Consider the following 17906-nt stretch of genomic DNA (forward strand, 5'->3'; position numbering starts at 1 on the left):
GGGCAGCCCGGGGCGCGTTACCTGGGGGCGGCGGAGGTGCGATGGCGCGTCCTGGGAGGCCGCCTCTACGCACTCGGGACGGGCGGCACGCTGCTGTTCCCTCAAGGGGATGGCCCGCTGCGGCCGGGGGCCTTCGCTTCGGTGGGCCTGGGGGTGGACAATGCGCGCTAACGCCTTGCTGCTGTGCGTGGCCTTGCTCGCTACCGGCTGCGCGTCGCTGACGCCAGCACCCGGCCGGGGCAGGAGCCTGAGCTACACGACGCGAGGTGCCACCGGCCCCGCTTTGGCGCCGGCGCCGAGCGAGGCACACCCGCGCCCCTCCGCCGCCCTGCCGCCATCCGTCGCGGGCCCCGAGGTGCCGGAGCGGCTGAGCCGCCGTCGGGGTTCCCGTGAGGTTGCGACCGGCGCAAGCCCCGGAAGTGTGGCGGGAGCCGTTGCGCGTGGCACCGCGCGGGAGGATGCGTGGGAGAAGCTGCTGACGGACGCCGGGCTGGAAGAGCGAGACGAGCGGCCCATGAGTGGCACGCTCTCTCCCACGCAGGCGGCACGGCTTCTGGGGGCGCTGCTCCGTAAACCGGTGACGCTGGGCACCTTCCCGCCGCGAATGGCCGTGGGCCAGCTGCTGCGCGAGGTGCTGGAGGAAGGCGAGGTGTCCCGAGACGAGCTGCTGCGCCGCGTGGAGCGCTTCGCCCGGGTGGCGGTGCTGCGGCCGGACGGCTACCTGGCTTGGGCGCGCAACGGCCGCACGCAGCAGAAGGCCGCGCCCGTGGAGTGGAGGGACGGCGCCTTCCGGGCGGGCCCCTTCGAGCTGGGGCGCTTCTACGTGAGCAACGGCTTCGTCTTCCAGCTCGCGGACGAGCGGCTGGAGCCTGTCGAAGGCGCGGTGTTCGTCGAGGTGTACGACGACGCGGATGTCATCGGCCGCACGTTGGACGGAGCGGAAGAGGCGTTCATCGAGCTGTACCACGCGCTGGGTCAGCTCTTGACGCATCCGCTGGACAGCATCACGGCGCTGCGCAACCTCCCGGCAGGAGTGGCGGCCCTCATTGCCTCCTCGCCCGAATATTGGGAGCGCTTCCGGTACATGACGGCAGGCGAGCAGATGAAGGTCGTCGCCAAGCTGACGACGAACCTCATCGCGACCTGGGGCGCGGCTTCGGTCACGACGCGAACGCTGGGAGGATTGATGGCCGGTGCCGAGGCCACTGTGCCGGTGCTGTCCCTCTCTGCCGAGGGGGCGTTGGTGATGGAGCGCATCGCCGTGCCTGTGGGACAGGCCGCGTCGGTGCTCAGTGGCGGACCCGGAGCGGCAATCATCCTCCACCGCGCCAACACGGTGACGAAGGGCCCGGCACCTGCTGACGGGCCGGGACAGTGGGGACCCGCGAAGGAGTCCATGACGCCGCCCGCCCGGCGCTATCAGGAGCAGATCACGGGACACTCCGCCAATGATGCCTACTGGGTCGGTGGCATGAGCACGCAGGCCGGTGGCGTGAAGTTCGACGGCTTCAAGGACAGCGTGCTGCTGGAGGCCAAGGGGCCCGGTTACGCGAGGTTCTTCGAGGGGCTGGAGCCCAAGGAGTGGTTCCGGCACTCGGGAGCACAAGGGCTCATTGACCAAGCCCAACGACAGAGCGACAAGGTTCGGGGTATGGGCATCCCCATCGAGTGGCACGTCGCCGAGAAGCATGCCGCGAATGCCATCCGGAAGCTGATTGAGGACGCGGAAGTCAAAGGAATCAAGGTCATCCACACCCCGGCGCTCTGAGGAGAGAACATCGTGACCGGTAAGTCCGAGCCTGAGACCTACCCTGAAACCTACAATGCGGGCGCTTACTGGGGCCCGCGTAAGGAGTCACCTGAGGAGTGTGCTCGGCGAACGGCAACCTTCCTCAACCTCCTGGCTTCGTGCGACCCCCTTCTGGCCCAGTGGTACAAGCCCGCCAGGTCTCGTAAGGACGCGCGCAGTGTGCCCCTCATTCCGCCTGATGTGCCCACCTTGACCGAGCTGTTCCGGCGAGGCGTCAACCGTGAGAAGGGAGGGCCGGCCATTGAGCAACTGGGCTTTCGCTTCTCCTTCGACAACGGTGGGAGCGGTGATGATTACGCGAGTCTGCGCATCAATGGCGGCATGTATTCAGAAGCCGTTTCCAACCACTGCGCACTTTCCCTGCCATCGAAAGGGTCAAATGCGGACCGGCTGCTCACGACGCCAGTGCTAACGGATGTTGTGCGCAGCATGGTGTCCTCTTGGGTTCCGGATTGGGCGTTGGCAGGCTCCAGCGCCTACAGGATGCAGTACCGGGAGCCCGACTCGGCACCCTTTTCCCTGGGTTGGATCACGTACCTCTCGCGCCGCATTGGCTCAGTGCCACCGTTGCCTGCTCCGGTGCGCATCGAACCGGTGGAGGACAAAGGCACGCTCATCGTCCTGACGCCTGAGCGCTTCACGGTGGCCAACCCTGAGCACGTGGCGCTGGCGCGTCGTGTGCGCGAGCTGCTGTCCAGGGCCGGCCTCATGCAGCCCGCCACGCAGTGACCGGGCTCCCGCGAAAGGGGCCGCCATGTGACCCCAGTGTGCCCTCCAACGTGGCCAGAGGAGGCACCCGGGGGAACAGCGTGGGACGGGAAGTCGTGACCTGGCTCCTGAAGGTCTTCCGTTCATCGAAGCACGGGCTCCGGCACGGGCAGGCCAGGACTTCCATGGAAGGAGCGTGATACGAGAGCACGGGGGCCAAGAGCGCCGCGGAGCCCGCCCGGAGACCGCGGTGCTCCCCAGCCAGTCGCCGGGCCACACCACGAGGACACACTCCCCATGAAGCTCCTGAAGACGTTCGTCGCCGCGCTCTCGCTCGCGTTGCTCCTGCCCACCGCGGCCGCCGAGGCCTCGGACTACCCGCCGGACTACGCCATCTGCAACTCGTCCGACACGAAGACGACGGGCCCCTTCGAGGTCATCCGCCGCACCACGCGGCTGCCGGGCCGCCAGTCCACGCTGACGGTGGCCTACCGGGGCTTCCTGCGCAACCTGTACCCGGACAACCAGATCAGCATCTTCGTGAAGCTCAATGGTCAGTACGCGACGTTCCAGGCCAGCTCGGGCACGAACAACGACGCGTACATCTACCTGAACGCCGGGCAGCGCAACTGCACCAAGTGCTTCACGTACATGAACACGCCGCTGTGCAACGCGCACTTCGCCGCGGGTGGCCAGGAGGGCGTCTGGGTGTGCGAGCAGCCCACGGCCCAGGAGAGCCACCTCTTCCTGTACGGCTGGGACCAGAATGGCTACATGAACGCGTGGGACATCGAGGTGGCCGCGGTGGCCAACGGCCAGTGGGACAGCAACGGCGGCGCGAACTACTTCACGCGGCTGCCGGCTCACACCTCCTGCTGGTAATCCCTTAGTCGGCGTGTCGGCGCATGGTCGCGCTTGACACCCCCGGTTCCCCGGCGGAAAAGCCGGGCCACATGAAGGCGGCCCCGTCGTTCACCCCATGGGCCGCCGGGGAGCCCGGAATTGAAGCTCGCGACGCTCAAGGACGGAACCCGTGACGGCCGGCTCATCGTCGTCAAGCGGGACAACTCGGCCTACGCGCTGGCCACCAACGTGGCGCTGACGCTGCAAGCCGCGCTGGACGACTGGGAGGCCAAGGAGCCGCAATTGCGCGCGCTGGCCTCGCAGCTGGAGGCGGGCACGGTGCAGAGCCGCCCGCTCGACGTGCGCGGCCTCCACGCCCCGCTGCCGCGTGCCTACGAGTGGATTGACGGCAGCGCCTACCTCAACCACGTCATCCTCGTGCGCAAGGCCCGCAACGCGGAGCCGCCGCCCACGCTCAAGACGGACCCGCTCGTCTACCAGGGCGGCTCCGGTGACTTCCTCGCGCCCACCGCCGACATCCCCCTGGCCGACGAGGCCTGGGGCCTGGACTTCGAGAGCGAGGTCTGCGCCATCCTCGGCGACACGCCCCAGGGCACCAAGGCCCAGGACGCGGGGACGCACGTCAAGCTGCTGATGCTGGCCAACGACGTGTCCCTGCGAAACCTCATCCCCGACGAGCTGGCCAAGGGCTTCGGCTTCTTCCAGAGCAAGCCCGCCACCGCCTTCAGCCCCTTCGCGGTGACGCCGGACGAGCTCGGCCCGGCCTGGCACGACGGCCGCATCCACCTGCGCCTCCAGTCCGTGCTCAATGGCGTCCAGGTGGGTGACACCGACGCCGGCCCGGAGATGCACTTCTCCTTCTTCGACCTCATCCAGCACATCTGCAAGACGCGCAGCTACACCGCGGGCACCATCCTCGGCAGTGGCACCGTGTCCAACGCGGACCGCGCCCGGGGCATCTCCTGCCTCGCCGAGCGGCGCATGATTGAGACGATTGAAGAGGGCAAGCCGAAGACGCCCTTCATGAAGCCCGGCGACACCATCGACATCGAGATGCTGGACGCGGAGGGCAACAGCGTCTTCGGGCGCATCTCCCAGACGGTGAAGAAGGTATGAAGGCGCTCCGGCTGCACAGCTACTGGCGCTCGTCCGCCTCGTGGCGCGTGCGCGTGGGACTGCACTTCAAGGGTCTGCCGTTCGAGTACGTGGCGGTGCACCTGCTCAAGGACGGCGGGCAGCACCACTCCGAGGCGTACCGGGCGCTCAACCCCATGCGCACCCTGCCCACGCTGGAGTGGACCGAGGAGGACGGCTCCCAGCGCAGGCTGTCCCAGTCGCTCGCCATCCTGGAGTACCTGGAGGCGCGCTTCCCGGCTCCGGCCCTGCTGCCGAAGGACACGTACCTCCAGGCCAAGGCGCGGATGCTGGCGGAGATGGTCAACTCCGGCATCCAGCCGCTGCAGAACCTGTCGGTGATGCAGCGCATCAAGTCCGAGCTGAAGGCGGACGACAAGGCGTGGAGCGCCTACTGGAATGCCCGGGGGCTTGAAGCGTTGGAGGCGGCGGTGAAGCCGCTGGCGGGCCGTTACAGTGTGGGAGACGAGGTGTCGTTCGCGGACATCTGCCTCGTGCCCCAGCTCTACGGGGCCCGGCGTTTCGGGGTAGACCTGACGCCGTATCCCACGCTCTTGCGCATCGAGGCGGCGTGCAACGAGCTGCCCGCCTTCCAGGCGGCACACCCGGACCGGCAGCCCGACGCGGCGCCGGCCTGACACTCGCAGGCTCACGGAGGCACGACATGGCCAGGCTGGAGTCACTGGGCATCAAGACGCTGGAGAGCGTGCATTGGTACGTGCACGACCTGGAGCGCAGCCGGAACTTCTACACGAAGGCCCTGGACTTCGCGGAGCTGGGCGTGTCGTCGCCGGAGCTGGACACGCGGGGCAAGCAGAAGTCGGCGGTGTTCCAGGCGGGCGACATCGTGCTGATGGTGAGCCAGCCCCTGGGCGAGGGTGGCCGCGCGTCGCGCTGGCTGCGCAAGCACCCGGATGGGGTGGGCACCCTCAACTTCGAGGTGGCGGACGCGGAGAAGGCCTTCCGCCTGCTGGAAGAGCGGGGGGCCACCTTCATCACCGACATCCAGCGCTTCTCGGACGCGCGCGGCGGGAAGCTGGCGATGTTCTCCATCACCACGCCCTTCGGTGACACGACGTTCCGCTTCATCCAGCGCGACGGGTACAGCGACCTGTACCCGGGCTACATCCGCCACGCGACGCCGAAGGGTGGGAAGAACAAGTACGGCTTCGGCCGGGTGGACCACGTCACGTCCAACTTCCAGACGATGCGGCCCATGCTCCTGTGGATGGAGCACGTCATGGGCTTCGAGAAGTTCTGGCACATCGAGTTCCACACCGAGGACGTGGCGTCGAAGGAGAAGCGGGCGCACGGCAGCGGCCTGAAGTCCGAGGTGATGTGGGACCCGAAGAGCGGCGTGAAGTTCGCCAACAACGAGCCCTACCGGCCCTTCTTCAAGGCCTCGCAAATCAACCTCTTCAACGAGGACCACCGCGGCGATGGCGTGCAGCACCTGGCGCTCACGGTGAAGGACATCCTCACGGCGGTGAAGGACATGCGCCAGGGCGCGGGCCTGGAGTTCATGCCCACGCCGGGCACGTACTACGACGCGCTGCCCGAGCGCATCCAGCGCATGGGCATCAAGAAGATTGATGAAGACATCCAGACGCTGCGCGACCTGGAGATCCTCATCGACGGCGACAAGGAGCACAGCTACCTGCTCCAGATTTTCATGAAGGACGCGGCCAGCCTCTACAAGGAGCCGTCGGCCGGCCCGTTCTTCTACGAAATCATCCAGCGCAAGGGCGACCAGGGCTTCGGTGGCGGCAACTTCCGCGCCCTGTTCGAGAGCATCGAGCGCCAGCAGCAGGCCCAGGGGCGCATCTAGCCCGAAGCCCGCTGCTGGACGTGTCTTCGAGACGTTGCATGCGCTCCGGGCCTCACGCGGTAGGGTGAGGCCATGGAGTCCCAGCCCTCCGTTCCCACCGCTTCGGACCGGTCCACCGCGCTGAAGGAGCTGGCGCTGCTGTTCCTCCGGTTGGGCACCACCGCCTTCGGCGGCCCCGCGGCCCACATCGCGATGATGGAGGACGAGGTCGTCCGGCGCCGGAAGTGGCTCACGCGAGACGAGTTCGTGGACCTGCTCGGGGCCGTCAACCTCATCCCCGGTCCCAACTCCACGGAGCTGGCCATCCACATCGGCCACAAGCGGGGCGGGTGGCCCGGGCTGGTGGTGGCGGGGACGTGCTTCATCCTCCCGGCGTTCCTCATCGTCGGCGCCATCGGCTGGGCGTACGCGCGCTTCGGCAGCCTGCCCCGCGTGGATGCGCTGCTGTACGGCGTGAAGGCCGTCATCATCGCGGTGGTGCTCCAGGCGCTGTGGGGCCTGTTGCGCACCGTGGTGAAGACGCCGCTGGCCGCCGTCGTGGGCGTGGCCGCCGTGGTGGCGTCCTTCCTGGGCGTCCACGAGCTGCTTCTCCTGGTGCTGGCCGGGCTCGCCGTGCTGCTGTGGCGCGCGGTGGAGCGGCGGCGGGAACCTCCGTCCGGGACGTTGGCGGCCACCATGCTCCCCCTGTGGCCGCTGCCCGTGACGGGCGCTGTCGCGGCGGCGGCGCCCTTCACGCTGTCCGGCCTCTTCTTCTTCTTCGTCAAGGTGGGCTCGGTGCTGTACGGCAGCGGCTACGTGCTGTTGGCCTTCCTGCGCTCGGACCTGGTGGAGCGCTACGGCTGGCTCACGGAGGCGCAGCTGCTGGACGCGGTGGCGGTGGGGCAGGTGACGCCCGGGCCCGTCTTCACCACGGCCACCTTCATCGGCTACGTGCTGGGCGGCGCGTCCGGCGCGGTGCTGGCCACGGTGGGCATCTTCCTGCCCGCCTTCGTCTTCGTCGCGCTCAGCGGGCCGCTGGTGCCGCGCCTGCGCCGCTCGTGGGTGGCGGGCGCCTTCCTGGACGGCGTCAATGTGGCGTCGCTGGCGCTGATGGTCGTGGTGACGTGGCAGCTCGGGCGCGCGGCGCTGGTGGACGCGTGGACGGTGGGGCTCGCCGGGGTGTCCGCGGTGCTGCTCATCCGCTTCCGCGTCAACTCCGCCTGGCTGGTGCTGGGCGGAGGCGTGGCGGGAATGCTGCTGGCCGGAGGACTAGGAATGACCTAGGGCGTGTCGCGAGCTTGGCTGCACTCTCTTTGTTCTAAGGTGTAGCTGATCCCCCTTGTCCGGGAAGTGGTCGCCTCGGCAGGCATGCCGAGCTGATGACACGCAGGAGGGAGAGCAGGCAGGACGCAGTGCCTTACCCAGATGCATTCAAGGCGCAGATGGTGAAACGGATGAGGATCCCATGCGCAGTGAACTCTGCAGCGTTTGCCCGTCTGGTGGGAGTCTTTCTGCCGACGTTGTCGCAGTATCGGCGCGAGGCGAATAGGCTGGCGGCCAGGACGCCTCTGCCTGAAGAGAAGAAGCCGATCCGCCCCCAAGAAGTGGACGCCCCGAAGGGAATCTTCGCGTTCTGGCGGCGTCCAGGGGCTCACCGGTGAGAAACTGGGAGCACTGCTGCGGCGCGAGGGGCTCGTCCAATGTCGGGATTGCCTCAAAGTTTATTTTGTTTGTGTGTTGATTTGCACTGAGACGCGCTTCACTGGGTTGATGTGTGTGATAATGTTTGCTATGCAATCGTCGAAAGCCACGAGAGTGGGCTTAATTGCCCTGCCATCACTGCTCTGAGAGAAATCGCGGAGTCTCACTCTCTCCTCGCGTGAGGCGCTCAATGGCGTCCAAATCATCTGAAAACTCGGGTGGTGCAACACTTAGGAAGCGCCAAGCGCTAAATACCCGCCGAGGAGCAGACCGAAGCGCTTGTCTAGCCTTGTCGATAGAGTCGTGGGCCTGTCGCGGCTGTCCTGTAACCAGGTATGAAATGGCAAGGCACTGAAACCAATTTGCGTCCGCAAGTGCCCTCTTCCCTGTGAGTGCCAAGGCATGGGCGAATAGGTTGGAGTCGGGATGTCCGGTCATTCCCCATGAAGCAATTGCAAAGTTGAATGCGCTCGCGACATCGTCGATGGTTGCAGGGGTTCTCCAGCCTTCTTTGATTAGGTTTACGGCTTCTTCGAAACGCCGTTGGCCAATGAGATTTAGCGAGAGTTGGCTGCGTGCAAGCTTTTTCTCTAGTGGGGAAGTTATCTTTGATGTCAAAATGTCTCGAAGGATCTGCTCGCCTATAGGTAGTGCTTGGCGCGTCGCCAGCATTTCGTTTGCGATCAAAAACTTCGATGAGGGACTTAGGATTTGGAGAGAGGGGAAGTTTCCCAATTCATAAAAAGCTTCTGGGCTCAGATCACCTAGCAGGCGAACTGCGAAGTAAGCATCTTGAGCATCCAAGTTGCTGGAACGAAGGGCTGACTTCAGATCGGCAACCGCAGCGTCATTTTGCGATAGGGCACGGTGCATCACCGCCCGACGCACAAGTAGATCGGGCTTGTTGTAGCCAGACTCGGCAGCTGCGTTTAGCAATAGAATCGCACTTTCCGGTTCGAAGATGCGTTCCTTGACCCCTGCCATTAGGGCGAGGATCTCTCCGTCGCGGGGATGGTGGGCACCAATGGATTCAAGCCGATCCTCGATTGCATTGAGTTCGGCGGGACCTCGCTCAGAGCTTGGCTGAACAAGCGAGACGTGCAGCTTTCGAAGGTAGGAGACGGCACCTTCTCGATCTTGAGGGTTGTTCGCGATAATGACATCGGCTAGCGCAACATACTCACGCGCGAGTCTACTTCTGGGTCGTTCTTTTGTGAAGAGCGCTTGGTTGAGCAGTGATAGGCTGTTGTAATGATGTATGACGACATTTGCTTCTTGATAGGTCAGTGCGCGTTGCGCGTGTTCGAGTCTGCGCTGAAGGATTCCTTCTTCGTCGTCGAGTTCTGGTACGTTTGAAATGACGAAGTGGATGTCTATTGCCTTTTCTCTAGGAGGGAGTGCTTCTCGCCTGATTTCCTTGACGACTTTTGCGAGGCCAGCAATGTTTTGTTCGTTTGGGAAAAACATGGCTACGACGGCGTTGGGCAGTTGTCTTGTGCAAATGCCGCCGACGTCAGTGTGGCCAGTTCGAGAATCGATTAATACATAATCTGGCTGAAATGCATCAAGCCATTGAGATTTCATATCCTCAAACAAGAGGAAGCCGTCTCTCTCGGAGTATAGTCGTTGCCAGTCTATTGAGTTTAGTCTTGTTGTGTATGTCGAATTCTGGCGTCCAGAAGGCATGACCCATAGTCGGCCAGGAGCCATGCTTTCGGCTGTGCAATCTGTTGTAAAGTCTTCGACGGGAGGGGCTTCTGATGTCTCAAGATATTTGGCGACGTAATCGACGATGCCGTCTTGGTCGGTAGCCGATGAAAACAAGTCAAATGTTGGAAGGCCGGGCGCCTCAAGATCGAAATCTACAACGAGTACTCGGCGGCCACGCCTAATGAGTTCAAATGCGACATTGGCGAGCGCCATGGTTCTGCCAACACCGCCCTTGAAAGAATAGAAGGTGACAATGTGCATCGGCGGCTCGCTAGTTGATAACTTGCCTTAACTGGAAATGATGTGAGGCGCTCAGGGATTCTTGGGATAGGGATGTTCTGAAACGTGGTCTTTTGGTTTGGGAAAGGCTTGTGTCTCTTGCCGTCAAGTTTTGACTGGCAGCCTGCAGGGCCTGAATTGAATGAGGGTAGAAGTGCAAGAGAAGCCGCATGAAACGATCTGCGGAGGTATTCTGCACGAGCGCACCCGTTTCCCAACGCTTTATAGATGCCTCGCCGAAGCCCGTAAGTTTCGCAAAGTCAGCTTGAGAAAGCTTGGTCCGCTTGCGCAATTCTTTTATTTGTGCGGGGGTGAGCACTCCTAAGTGAGCGCATACTGCTTCATGCCGTATGATCTCTCCCGCCTCATCCGTATAGGAGAAGCCGCAGTTCGTGCACGACCATACTGGGACGTGTGCGGTAAGCTCGACCTCCTTTCCTGTGTCACCGTATAGGAATGTTTGTGTTTCAGTCGTGACTGTGAATTCATTGTGGCCGCACTCAATGCACTCGCGAGAGTCAGTTGAGTTGAGTTGGTTGCTAGGCGTGTATTCCATTTCGGCCCCCTGTGGTTTTAAATTTATATGTAATTGCTGTAGTGGAAGCTTCGGCCAAATACTTCGCCTGTTCCAATTTGGAGTTTGATGTATATTAAGGGGGAGTCTTTGCTATGGACTGCTTTGATGACGTAGCCGAATTTCCCCGGTGGCTTTTCTAATAGGATGCGCTCAAGCAATTCGCCTGAGTCGAGTCTTTCGACGATAAACTCCCATGCGCCCGCTTCTGTGAAGAGGTCACCCGTTCGAGGATCACGGGTTTGATGCGGTCGCCAGTCACAGGGAAGCGAAGGCGTTCTCGGTACGCGTCGAGTTCGACTTGAACCCGATAGGCGGATGAGTTCTCGCCGTATGGCGTCGAGGTTGTCTCCCATGAGGGGCTCTCTTGGTTCTGGTGAGATCCGTCATTTCCACGGACTGTAGGGGCACGACCAATAGTCAGGTAGGCAAATGTAGGCACTTCATCATGGAATCAACCCCGAGCACAGTATCATATGATACTGCCTCTTCGTCAAGAGAACTGCTCGGGCGGCAGCCGAATTCCCTAATCATTTCAGCAACTTGCATTCCGGCCCGAGGCATGGCGTCCCTCTAGTATCTGAAGTGTAGGCCTGATGCTTACTTGTGTGGCAATGTGGCTATGGGGCGGCCAAGCCTCTGCTGAGCTGGTAGAGGTAAAGAGCGGTCCCTCCAGTTTTGTACGTTCGATTCCCATCAGTAGCGTGACCATGTTGGTGGCACGCATCCCCAGTATTCATGCGCTCTTTCTGCTGCTGGCTGGGCTACTAGGCGGTTGTGGACGCCAGGGAACGTCGGCTGCGCAGCGCACTTCAGGAGCAGGGAACGGGCTGCACACCACCGCCATGCTCCCGCTGTGGCCGCTGCCCGTGACGGGCGCTGTCGCGGCGGCGGTGCCCTTCACGCTGTCCGGCCTCTTCTCAAGGTGGGCTCGGTGCTGTACGGCAGCGGCTACGTGCTGCTGGCCTTCCTGCGCTCGGACCTGGTGGAGCGCTACGGCTGGCTCACGGAGGCGCAGCTCCTGGACGCGGTGGCGGTGGGGCAGGTGACGCCCGGGCCCGTCTTCACCACGGCCACCTTCATCGGCTACGTGCTGGGCGGCGCGTCCGGCGCGGTGCTGGCCACGGTGGGCATCTTCCTGCCCGCCTTCGTCTTCGTCGCGCTCAGCGGGCCGCTGGTGCCGCGCCTGCGCCGCTCGTGGGTGGCGGGCGCCTTCCTGGACGGCGTCAATGTGGCGTCGCTGGCGCTGATGGTCGTGGTGACGTGGCAGCTCGGGCGCGCGGCGCTGGTGGACGCGTGGACGGTGGGGCTCGCCGGGGTGTCCGCGGTGCTGCTCATCCGCTTCCGCGTCAACTCCGCCTGGCTGGTGCTGGGCGGAGGCGTGGCGGGAATGCTGCTGGCCGGAGGACTCAGCGCGCGGTGAGCCGCGCCGAGCAGGTGCGCAGCACGCTCCCGGACAGGTCTCTCGGCCGGTCCTTGCAGCGCAGCACCAGGTCATTCCCCTCGGGCTCCGCGTCGCAGCTGCGGTTTCCGGCGACCGTCGTCACGCTGCCGGCGTCCGCCGACACGACGCCACCATCCGGCCCCAGGTGGAGGGTGATGTCCGGGTCGTGCAGGTACCAGCCCCCTCCGCGCACGTCGATGCTGTCTCCGTCGGTGTCTCCGGCGCCCGGCAGGCCCGTGTTCTCCGCCACGGTGACGGTGAGGGCGCACTCGTTCATCGGCGTGCTCACGCGCAGGGTGCCCGTCGCGCCGCAGGTGTTCTCGCGCACGTCGAAGGTGACGTCCTGGGCCTCATGGGTGCACGCCTCGGACGTACAGGCGACGAGCCGCACGGCGGCGGTGGCGACGACGGCGGTGACCGCGAGGTTCTTCAGCAGGGCATTCATGGAGGGCTCCAGTCTATCCGCCGAACGAGCGCCGCCTCCGCGCCGCGGAGATGGCCAGCCCCAGCACCGCGAGCGGGACGCCGATGACCACCGGCCACAGCCACAGGGGCTCTCCGGCGTCCACCACCGCGCGGAACTCGCGGCCCTCCGGAGGCGCGTCCAGCAACTCCGCCAGGCTGACCTTCCACTCCACGGTGTCCTTCTTCTCGTTCACCGTGCCGTTCGCCTCGACGATGCCCGGCCCGTGCACGCGCAGGGTGATGAAGTTCTTCGCGAGCAGGCTCTTCATCAGCTCCTTCGCGATGGCCTCTCCGGCCCGCTCGGCCGGGTCGAAGCCGTTCGCTCCAGCGAAGGCCTTGTCGGGGACGAAGCGCTGCGTGAAGACGTAGTTGCCGCCGTTGCGCTCGATGCGGAAGTCCCAGGTGCCCTGGGCCTCGCGCTGCTGGCTCGCCGCGCTGTCGGCAATCTTCCGGAACAGCTCCGGGAGCTTCGTGGCGTCCTTCACCTTCAGCTCCTGCACGAGGTGGAGGAACGCGCCTTCCTCGTGCTGCCGCAGGGTGAGGTCCACGACGTTCGGGTCCTGGGCCACGGCCGCCCGGGCCTGCTGGCGCTGCTCTTCAATCAGCGCCGTCAGCTCCTTGCCGCCGGTGAGCTTCGCCAGCGTGCCCACGGACTTGGGCACCGCGAGGTCCACCACCACGCGCGCCGTGCCGTCCGGCTCGAACCACAGCTCCTGGGTGACGTCGAAGCAGCCGGTCAGCGTCAGCAGGCACAGCGTGGCGAGCAGCCACGGAGGGCGGGGCGTGAGGCGCGGGGCCATGGAGGTCCTTCCATTCTCGCCGGAGGGTGGCTTTCCGGCGACCGCGCTCTACTGTGCCCGAACGGACGCTCCGAGCGCCAGGGAGGCCCTGGCGCTCAGGAGGTGAAGGGCAGGGGCGCCACCTTCGCGGTGGCCGGGCCTTCCGCCAGCGTCAGCTCCGTGCCCGCGTCCAGCGAGTCGCGGTGCACGTAGCCCAGCGCCACGCGCTGACCCTTCGCCGGCGAGCGCACCACGCTGGTGAGCCAGCCCACCTTCTTCTCGCCCCGGCGCAGCTCCGTGCCCGGCGCGACGTCCGCGTCGCCCAGGAGCAGGCCCGTCAGCTTGCGGTTCATGTGCCCGCGGAACGTGGCCCGGGCGATGACCTCCTGCCCGATGTAGCAGCCCTTGTTGTAGGAGATGGCGCTCGCGAGGTTCGCCTCCAGGGGGATGGTGGTGTCCACCATGTCCTTCCCGTAGCGGGGCACCCCGGCCTCCACGCGCAGGAGCTCCAGCGTCTCGAAGCCCAGGGGCTTCAGCCCGTGCGCGGCGCCGGCCTCGGTCAGGGCCCGCCACACCGGCTCCAGTCCGGCGCGCGGCACCCACACGTCCACCCCATGGGGCTCCACCGCGGTGCTCCCCACGAGGCAGACCGGCTGCCCGGCGAGCGAGGCCGTCCGCGTCGCGTGCTGCGCCAGGGGCGCATGGGGGGCGCCCAGGGCGGCGGACAGCACGTCGGCCGTGCGGGGGCCCAGCAGCCGGAGGAGGGCCTGTTCGCCCGTCGCGTCATGCAGCTCGGCGTCCTCGGAGATGAGGTATTTCTCCAGGAAGTCCCGCACCTTGGCGCCGGTGCCGGGCTCCAGGTCCAGGAGGATGTCCGCCTCCCGCTTGAGGATGCGGGCGTCCGCCACCATGGCTCCCTTGGCGTTCACCATGGCGGCATAGGCCGCCGAACCGACGGGCAGGTTCTTCACCTCCTGGGTGACCATGCCGTGCAGGAAGGAGGCCCGGTCCTCCCCCGTTATGCGGAGGATTTCGCGGTAGGAGGCGTCATGGAGGGCGACGGCCTCGCGTGCCGCCCGGTACTCTCCCTCCCCGTCGCCATACCCGGCCACGGCCTCCCGGCCGCCCACGTCCATGAAGCGGGCGCCCGTCGCCTCGTGAAGAAAATGCAGAGACAGCGGTTCCATGTCCGTCGCTATATAGAGGCGAAGGAGCGAATGCCACGATGGATGTGAAGCACCTGTCGTCCTTCCAGGACTTCTCCCCGGAGAAGCTCCGGAAGCACAACGTCTTTCAGTCCGGGCGCTTCTTCCTCGACGTCTACTGCCTCGCGCCCGGGCAGGCCCAGAAGCCCCACCGCCATGCCACCTCGGACAAGGTGTATGTCGTGCTGGAGGGCCGTTGCCGCTTCCGCGTCGGCGCCGAGGAGGAAGTCCACGGCCCTGGCGCCTCCATCTTCGCCCCCGCGGGTGCCGAGCACGGCGTCGCCAACGACGGTCCGGACTCCGCCCGCCTTCTCGTTCTGATGACCCCGCCCCCGGAGCACGCATGAGTTCGAAGTCCTCCTCCAAGGCCCCCCAGGCCAAGGCCTCCACGCCCTCCCCGGTGCCGGCCCGTGGCGCACTGGCGCTGCTGGTGCTGGGCCTCGCCGAGAGCGGCCTCGCCATCTTCCAGTGGATGCAGCTGCTCACCCTGCGCGGTGGCGGCGCCACCGTGTGCGGCGTGTCCGAGACGGTGAACTGCGAGACGGTGTGGAACTCGCCCTTCGCCAGCCGCATCCACGAGCTGCTCGGCGTCCCCGTGGCCGGCCTGGGCCTCGTGTGGGGCCTGGTCGCGGTGGGCCTGTCCGCGCTGTACCTCGCGTGGGCGCGCTCGGGCCGGCCGGTGGCCCCGGCGGCCCTGGGCCTGAAGCTGACGGGCGTCGCGGGTGTGGCGTCCAGCGTCGTCTTCGCCATCGCCAGCGCGAACGCGGGCGCGGTGTGTCCCACGTGTCTGGGCACCTACGCGCTGGTGGCGGCCTTCGCGGGCGTGGCCCTGTTTGGGCTGCCGCGCGAGCCGGCGGCGGGCGCATGGGGCCCGGCGCTGAAGTGGACGGTGGGCATGACGGTGGCCGCCTTCGTGGCGATGCTGCTGCCCGGACGGGCCACGCCGTCGGCGTCCACGCCGGTGGGCGGCTCGCTGCTGCCCGCGGCGTCGGTGAGCTCCTCGGCCCAGAAGCAGATTCCGCCTCCGCCCGCGTCGCTGGAGGAGTTCCTGCGCGGCCTCAGCCGCGACCAGCAGCAGTTCATCGCGGACGGGCTGGCGCAGTACCGCCGGGGCACGCCGCAGCCGGCCTTCGCGCCCGCGCGCAAGCTGTATGGCCCGCCGGACGCGCCGGTGAAGATTGTCGAGTGGACGGACAGCAAGTGCCCCCACTGCAAGTCGCTGGTGGAGGAGCTGGCGGTGCTGAAGAAGCGCGTGCCGGAAGGGAAGATGTCGCTGGAGGCGCGCCAGTTCCCGCTGGATGGCACGTGCAACCCGGCGCTTCCGCGGCGCGGTCCGGACGCGCCGAGCGTGCGGTGCGTGGCGGCCAAGGCGCAGATCTGCCTGGAGGGCGCGAAGGACTTCTGGGAGCTGCGCGAGAGGCTCTTCGCGGCGCAGGCCATCCTGGACACGGAGCGGGTGATGGAGATTGCCTCGTCCGGCTCGATGTCGCGGATGCAGCTGGACGCCTGCATGTCGAGCCCGGAGACGGCGGCGAAGCTGCAGGAGGACTCGGCGTACGCGATGCGGCACCAGATTTCCGGCACGCCGCTGGTGCTGGTGAATGGCCGTCAGGCCCCGCCGTCGGCGCCGCTGCTGCTGGCGCTGGTGATGGCGGACGGCAACCCGAGCGCCCCGGCCTTCGACATGCTGCCGCCGCCGCGTCCCATGCCCATGGGGCATGACGACCACGCGGGCCACAACCACTGACGAGGCGGGACGCGATGGGCAAGCGCGACAAGAAGGACGAGGCGCCGGCGGCACCGGCGGCGCCGTTCAACAACCCGTTCGCCGCGCTGTCCGCGCAGCGGGAGTCGCTGCCCCAGGCCCCGGCGGTAAAGGTGGCCGCGCCCGCCGCGAAGCCCGAGCCGAAGGGCCCCGCGCGCGCCGTGGTGCGCATGGAGCGCAAGGGCCGCGGCGGCAAGGAAGTGACGGTGGTGGAGCACCTGGAGCTGCCCGCGAATCAGCGCGAGGTGTGGCTCAAGGCGCTGAAGAACTCGCTGGGCTGCGGCGGCACGGTGGAGGACGACACGCTCGTTCTCCAGGGCGACCAGCGCGAGCGGCTCCCCGCGCTCCTGGAGGCGCGGGGCGTGCGCAAGGTGACGGTCGGCTGAAACGCAACAGGCCCGGGTCGCCGCGAAGGCGTCCCGGGCCCGTGGGTCCTTCAGCTCGCGCTGGTGACTACAGCGCCGCGATGATGGCGTCGGTGAACTCGCGGGTGGTGGAGCCGCCGCCCAGGTCGCCGGTGCGCACCTGGCCGTTGCCGTACACCTTCTGGATGGCGCCCTCCATGCGGCGGGCCGCCTCGCGCATGTCCAGCCAGTCCAGCATCATCACCGCCGACATCATCAGCGCCGTCGGGTTCGCGATGCCCTTGCCCGCGATGTCCGGCGCCGTGCCGTGCACCGCCTCGAACACCGCCGTGCGCTCGCCGATGTTCGCGCCCGGCACCAGGCCCAGGCCGCCCACCAGACCCGCGCACAGGTCGCTGACGATGTCGCCGTACAGGTTCTCCGTCACAAGCACGTCGAAGCGCGTCGGGTCCTTCACCAGCTGCATGCAGAGGTTGTCGACGATGACCTCCTCGTAGGTGATCTCCGGGAACTCACGGCCCACCTTGCGGCAGCAGTCCAGGAACAGACCGTCCGACAGCTTCATGATGTTGGCCTTGTGGACGGCCGACACCTTCTTGCGCCCGTTCTTCTTGGCGTAGTCGAAGGCGAAGCGCGCGATGCGCGTGGACGCCTTCTCGGTGATGATCTTCAGCGACTCCACCACGCCCGGGACGATGATGTGCTCCAGGCCGGCGTACAGGTCCTCCGTGTTCTCGCGCACCACGATGAGGTCCACGTTCTCGTAGCGCGTCTTCACGTTCGGCACGCTCTTCACGGGCCGCAGCGACGAGTACAGGTCCAGCCGCTTGCGCAGGCCCACGTTGGCCGACGGCAGGCCACCGCCCACCACCGTGCCCGTGGGGCCCTTGAGCGCCACGCCGTTGCGCAGCACCGCCTCCACCGTCTCGTGGGGCAGGTTGGTGCCGAACTTGGCCACCACCTCCGTGCCGGCGTCCTTGTACTCGAACTCCAGGGGAACCTTGAGCGCCTCGAGGACGCGCACGGTGGCCGCCATCACCTCGGGGCCGATGCCATCGCCATTGATGATCGTGACAGTGCGGGTGTTCGCCATGGGTGCGGAGTCACAGCACAAATCCCCATGGCCTGAAAGGACGAATTCACCCGGAATTCAGCCGAGGGCATGGCGGCCATGAGTCCAGGGGCCCTCCGGAAGGGCACCCCGGCCGCTCCCCGGGCGGGAGGGCACGGCTCCCCCCCAGGGGCTCCCCCGGGGCACCTCAGTGTTCGGCGGTGGAGGGCGGCCGGGGCGGGCTC

The 17906-nt window shown here is 66.3% G+C and carries 17 protein-coding genes; 11 read left to right on the forward strand and 6 right to left on the reverse strand.

The window, feature by feature from the left end; genetic code table 11:
- Positions 1-421: 421 nt before the first annotated feature.
- The 7 genes from HG543_RS38370 (at position 422) to chrA (ending at position 7607) form a co-directional block, all read left to right on the forward strand.
- Positions 422-1768 (forward strand): Tox-REase-5 domain-containing protein, encoded by a 1347-nt coding sequence (locus HG543_RS38370; RefSeq protein ID WP_343073544.1) that lies wholly within the window; start codon positions 422-424, stop codon positions 1766-1768.
- Between the two features lie 12 nt (positions 1769-1780).
- Positions 1781-2539 (forward strand): Imm52 family immunity protein, encoded by a 759-nt coding sequence (locus tag HG543_RS38375; protein ID WP_169349889.1) that lies wholly within the window; start codon positions 1781-1783, stop codon positions 2537-2539.
- A gap of 276 nt (positions 2540-2815) precedes the next feature.
- Entirely contained in the window at positions 2816-3400 is a 585-nt protein-coding gene (locus HG543_RS38380) for a hypothetical protein (RefSeq protein WP_169349890.1), read from the forward strand.
- A 120-nt stretch (positions 3401-3520) separates the two neighbouring features.
- On the forward strand, positions 3521-4498 hold the full coding sequence (locus HG543_RS38385) for a fumarylacetoacetate hydrolase family protein (protein ID WP_169349891.1): 978 nt from the start codon (positions 3521-3523) through the stop codon (positions 4496-4498).
- Positions 4495-5154 carry a maleylacetoacetate isomerase gene (maiA, locus tag HG543_RS38390; protein WP_169349892.1) on the forward strand — a complete coding sequence of 220 codons (660 nt, stop codon included), beginning with the start codon at positions 4495-4497 and terminating at the stop codon, positions 5152-5154. The genes HG543_RS38385 and maiA overlap by 4 nt, the downstream gene beginning before the upstream one ends.
- Before the next feature lie 26 nt (positions 5155-5180).
- Positions 5181-6344, forward strand: coding sequence for a 4-hydroxyphenylpyruvate dioxygenase (gene hppD, locus HG543_RS38395; protein ID WP_169349893.1), 1164 nt, complete (start codon positions 5181-5183; stop codon positions 6342-6344).
- A gap of 72 nt (positions 6345-6416) precedes the next feature.
- Positions 6417-7607: a chromate efflux transporter gene (chrA, locus tag HG543_RS38400; RefSeq protein ID WP_169349894.1), complete on the forward strand. Its 1191-nt coding sequence runs from the start codon at positions 6417-6419 to the stop codon at positions 7605-7607.
- A 552-nt stretch (positions 7608-8159) separates the two neighbouring features.
- On the opposite strand, the gene HG543_RS38405 is transcribed toward chrA, so the two are convergent.
- The gene (locus tag HG543_RS38405) at positions 8160-9995 is read right to left on the reverse strand and encodes a MinD/ParA family ATP-binding protein (RefSeq protein ID WP_169349895.1); all 1836 of its coding nucleotides are present in this window, start codon (positions 9993-9995) and stop codon (positions 8160-8162) included.
- 10 nt (positions 9996-10005) lie between these two features.
- Positions 10006-10569 carry a type II TA system antitoxin MqsA family protein gene (locus HG543_RS57060; protein WP_169349896.1) on the reverse strand — a complete coding sequence of 188 codons (564 nt, stop codon included), beginning with the start codon at positions 10567-10569 and terminating at the stop codon, positions 10006-10008.
- A 952-nt stretch (positions 10570-11521) separates the two neighbouring features.
- Here HG543_RS57060 and HG543_RS38415 point away from each other — a divergent pair.
- On the forward strand, positions 11522-12010 hold the full coding sequence (locus HG543_RS38415) for a chromate transporter (RefSeq protein ID WP_371876557.1): 489 nt from the start codon (positions 11522-11524) through the stop codon (positions 12008-12010).
- Here the strand turns inward: HG543_RS38415 and HG543_RS38420 are convergent.
- From HG543_RS38420 to ygfZ, 3 genes are all read right to left on the reverse strand, one after another.
- Positions 11997-12476: a hypothetical protein gene (locus HG543_RS38420; protein ID WP_169349897.1), complete on the reverse strand. Its 480-nt coding sequence runs from the start codon at positions 12474-12476 to the stop codon at positions 11997-11999. The genes HG543_RS38415 and HG543_RS38420 overlap by 14 nt on opposite strands.
- Before the next feature lie 13 nt (positions 12477-12489).
- Complete coding sequence (locus tag HG543_RS38425; protein WP_169349898.1) at positions 12490-13296, reverse strand: hypothetical protein; 807 nt, start codon at positions 13294-13296, stop codon at positions 12490-12492.
- A gap of 95 nt (positions 13297-13391) precedes the next feature.
- The gene (ygfZ, locus tag HG543_RS38430; protein WP_169349899.1) at positions 13392-14462 is read right to left on the reverse strand and encodes a CAF17-like 4Fe-4S cluster assembly/insertion protein YgfZ; all 1071 of its coding nucleotides are present in this window, start codon (positions 14460-14462) and stop codon (positions 13392-13394) included.
- Positions 14463-14500: 38 nt separating this feature from the next.
- Between ygfZ and HG543_RS38435 the strand changes: the two genes are divergently transcribed.
- From HG543_RS38435 to HG543_RS38445, 3 genes are read left to right on the forward strand one after another with little or no spacing between them, the layout of a single operon-like run.
- Complete coding sequence (locus HG543_RS38435) at positions 14501-14827, forward strand: cupin domain-containing protein (RefSeq protein WP_169349900.1); 327 nt, start codon at positions 14501-14503, stop codon at positions 14825-14827.
- Entirely contained in the window at positions 14824-16227 is a 1404-nt protein-coding gene (locus tag HG543_RS38440; protein WP_171818973.1) for a vitamin K epoxide reductase/DsbA family protein, read from the forward strand. The genes HG543_RS38435 and HG543_RS38440 overlap by 4 nt, the downstream gene beginning before the upstream one ends.
- A 14-nt stretch (positions 16228-16241) precedes the next feature.
- Positions 16242-16631, forward strand: coding sequence for a translation initiation factor (locus HG543_RS38445; RefSeq protein ID WP_169349901.1), 390 nt, complete (start codon positions 16242-16244; stop codon positions 16629-16631).
- A 67-nt stretch (positions 16632-16698) separates the two neighbouring features.
- Here HG543_RS38445 and HG543_RS38450 read toward each other — a convergent pair whose 3' ends face one another.
- Positions 16699-17703 (reverse strand): isocitrate dehydrogenase (NAD(+)), encoded by a 1005-nt coding sequence (locus HG543_RS38450; protein WP_169349902.1) that lies wholly within the window; start codon positions 17701-17703, stop codon positions 16699-16701.
- Between the last annotated feature and the right edge of the window lie 203 nt (positions 17704-17906).

It is taken from the genome of Pyxidicoccus fallax, from assembly GCF_012933655.1.
In the GTDB taxonomy this organism is placed as follows: domain Bacteria; phylum Myxococcota; class Myxococcia; order Myxococcales; family Myxococcaceae; genus Myxococcus; species Myxococcus fallax.

Excerpts from the sequence above, each read along its gene's own strand:
- HG543_RS38425 (WP_169349898.1), bottom strand. The coding sequence starts at position 13,296 with ATGGCCCCGCGCCTCACGCCCCGCCCTCCGTGGCTGCTCGCCACGCTG.
- maiA (WP_169349892.1), top strand. The coding sequence starts at position 4,495 with ATGAAGGCGCTCCGGCTGCACAGCTACTGGCGCTCGTCCGCCTCGTGG.
- HG543_RS38435 (WP_169349900.1), top strand. The coding sequence starts at position 14,501 with ATGGATGTGAAGCACCTGTCGTCCTTCCAGGACTTCTCCCCGGAGAAG.
- hppD (WP_169349893.1), top strand. The coding sequence starts at position 5,181 with ATGGCCAGGCTGGAGTCACTGGGCATCAAGACGCTGGAGAGCGTGCAT.
- HG543_RS38450 (WP_169349902.1), bottom strand. The coding sequence starts at position 17,703 with ATGGCGAACACCCGCACTGTCACGATCATCAATGGCGATGGCATCGGC.
- chrA (WP_169349894.1), top strand. The coding sequence starts at position 6,417 with ATGGAGTCCCAGCCCTCCGTTCCCACCGCTTCGGACCGGTCCACCGCG.
- HG543_RS38440 (WP_171818973.1), top strand. The coding sequence starts at position 14,824 with ATGAGTTCGAAGTCCTCCTCCAAGGCCCCCCAGGCCAAGGCCTCCACG.
- HG543_RS38405 (WP_169349895.1), bottom strand. The coding sequence starts at position 9,995 with ATGCACATTGTCACCTTCTATTCTTTCAAGGGCGGTGTTGGCAGAACC.
- HG543_RS38445 (WP_169349901.1), top strand. The coding sequence starts at position 16,242 with ATGGGCAAGCGCGACAAGAAGGACGAGGCGCCGGCGGCACCGGCGGCG.
- HG543_RS57060 (WP_169349896.1), bottom strand. The coding sequence starts at position 10,569 with ATGGAATACACGCCTAGCAACCAACTCAACTCAACTGACTCTCGCGAG.
- HG543_RS38380 (WP_169349890.1), top strand. The coding sequence starts at position 2,816 with ATGAAGCTCCTGAAGACGTTCGTCGCCGCGCTCTCGCTCGCGTTGCTC.
- ygfZ (WP_169349899.1), bottom strand. The coding sequence starts at position 14,462 with ATGGAACCGCTGTCTCTGCATTTTCTTCACGAGGCGACGGGCGCCCGC.
- HG543_RS38420 (WP_169349897.1), bottom strand. The coding sequence starts at position 12,476 with ATGAATGCCCTGCTGAAGAACCTCGCGGTCACCGCCGTCGTCGCCACC.